General features: G+C 66.5%; 1 protein-coding gene. It reads right to left on the bottom strand.

Translation table 11 applies throughout. The annotated features are described in order from the left end of the window. A partial coding sequence (locus tag AC1DKH_RS30260) for a beta strand repeat-containing protein (protein ID WP_477800217.1) occupies positions 1–2,525 on the bottom strand: 2,525 nt, incomplete at both ends.

Below are 2,525 nucleotides of genomic sequence, written 5' to 3'. Positions count from 1 at the left end.
GCGGCGCTGTCGACGTCGCTGATGGTGAGGGTGCCAGCGGTGGTCAGCGCAGCATTGGTCTCGGTGAGGTTGGCGATGTCGGCGGACAGCACGGCCGCATCGTTGGTGCCGAGGATATGCACGGTGACCGAAGTGAGGGTGCCGTCGGCGCTGCTCACCGCGAAGGTGTCGGTGTAGGTGGTGCCGGCGGCGAACTCGTTGTGGGCGGAGTTGGCGACGTAGGTCCAGGCACCGCCGGTGCCGATGGAGAACTGGCCGTAGCTGCCGGCGGTGTTGGTTTGGGCGACGATGGTTGCGGCGCTGTCGACGTCGCTGATGGTCAGGGTGCCGCCGGTGGTCAGCGGAGCATTGGTTTCGCTCAGCGTAACGCTGGCCGAGGACAGCACGGCGGCGTCGTTGCTGCCGGTGACGGTGATAGTCACCAGTTGGGTGTCGACACCGCCGAGGCCATCGCTGACCTGCACCGTGAACACGTCCTCATGACTCTCGCCCGCCTTCAGCGCCTGCACCGCACTGGCGACCCCGTCGGTGCCATTGGCCAGCGTGTAGGTCCACTGGCCGGTGTTATCGACGGCGATCGAACCGTAGGTGCCCGTATCCGTACCCGCAATGCTCCAGGTTGCCGTGGCATCGTGATCGATGTCGGCCGCGCTGAACTGGCCGTTCACGCTGAGCGTGGTGTCTTCCTGCACCGCGCCGGCCGCATTGCCCGTCGCGAAGCTGAGCACGGGCGCGTCGTTGCTGCCGGTGACGGTGATCGTCACCAGCTGGGTGTCGACACCGCCGAGGCCATCGCTGACCTGCACCGTGAACACGTCCTCGTGGCTCTCGCCCGCCTTCAGCGCCTGCACCGCACTGGCGACCCCGTCGGTGCCATTGGCCAGGGTGTACGTCCATTGGCCGGTGTTGTCCACCGCGATCGAACCGTAGGTGCCGGTTGCCGCGCCATTGAGGGCCCAGGTCGCCGTGGCGTCGTGATCGATGTCGGCCGAGCTGAACTGGCCATTGACGCTGAGCGTGGTGTCTTCCTGCACCGCGCCGGCCGCATTGCCCGTCGCGAAGCTGAGCACGGGCGCGTCGTTGCTGCCGGTGACGGTGATCGTCACCAGCTGGGTGTCGACGCCGCCCAGGCCGTCGCTGACTTGCACCGTGAACACGTCCTCATGACTCTCGCCCGCCTTCAGCGACTGCACCGCACTGGCGACCCCGTCGGTGCCATTGGCCAGGGTGTACGTCCATTGGCCGGTGGTGTCGACGGCGATCGAACCGTAGGTGCCGGTTGCCGCGCCATGGATGCTCCAGGTCGCGGTAGCGTCGTGATCGATGTCGGCCGAGCTGAACTGGCCATTCACGCTGAGCGTGGTGTCTTCCTGCACCGCGCCGGCCGCATTGCCCGTCGCGAAGCTGAGCACTGGCGCATCGTTGCTGCCGGTAATGGTGACGGTCACCAGTTGGGTGTCCACGCCGCCGAGGCCGTCGCTGACTTGCACCGTAAACACGTCCTCATGACTCTCGCCCGCCTTCAGCGACTGCACCGCACTGGCAACCCCGTCGCTGCCATTAGCCAGGGTGTAGGTCCACTGGCCGCTGCTGTCCACGGCGATCGAACCGTAGGTGCCCGTATCTGTACCCGCAATGCTCCAGGTCGCCGTGGCGTCGTGATCGATGTCGGCCGAGCTGAACTGGCCATTGACGCTGAGCGTGGTGTCCTCCTGCACCGCGCCAACATCGTTGCCGGTCGCGAAGCTGAGCACTGGCGCATCGTTGCTGCCGGTAATGGTGACGGTCACCAGCTGGGTGTCGACGCCGCCCAGGCCGTCGCTGACTTGCACCGTGAACACTTCCTCATGGCTCTCGCCCGCCTTCAGCGCCTGCACCGCACTGGCGACCCCATCGGTGCCATTGGCCAGCGTGTAGGTCCACTGGCCGGTGGTGTCCACGGCGATCGAACCGTAGGTGCCGGTTGGCGATCCATCGATGGTCCAGGTCGCCGCGGCATCGTGATCGATGTCGGCCGAGCTGAACTGGCCGTTGACGCTGAGCGTCGTGTCTTCCTGCACCGCGCCGGCCTCGTTGCCCGTCACGAAGCTGAGCACGGGCGCATCGTTGCTGCCGGTGACGGTGATCGTCACCAGCTGGGTGTCGACGCCGCCGAGGCCATCGCTGACCTGCACGCTGAACACTTCGTTGTGACTCTCGCCCGCCTTCAGCGACTGCACCGCACTGGCGGCCCCATCGGTGCCATTGGCCAGCGTGTAGGTCCACTGGCCGCTGCTGTCCACGGCGATCGAGCCATAGGTTCCAGTTGGCGAGCCATTGATGGTCCAGGTCGCCGTGGCGTCGTGATCGATGTCGGTCGAGCTGAACTGGCCGTTCACGCTGAGCGTGGTGTCTTCCTGCACCGCGCCCGCCGCATTGCCCGTCGCGAAACTGAGCACGGGCGCGTCGTTGCTGCCGGTAATGGTGACGGTCACCAGTTGGGTGTCGACGCCGCCGAGGCCATCGCTGACCCGCACGCTGAACAC

The sequence above is a fragment of the Pseudomonas sp. 05L36 genome, from assembly GCF_056398125.1.
The sequence above is the reverse complement of the archived record's forward strand: the minus strand, read 5'-3'. Positions and strand labels throughout refer to the sequence as shown.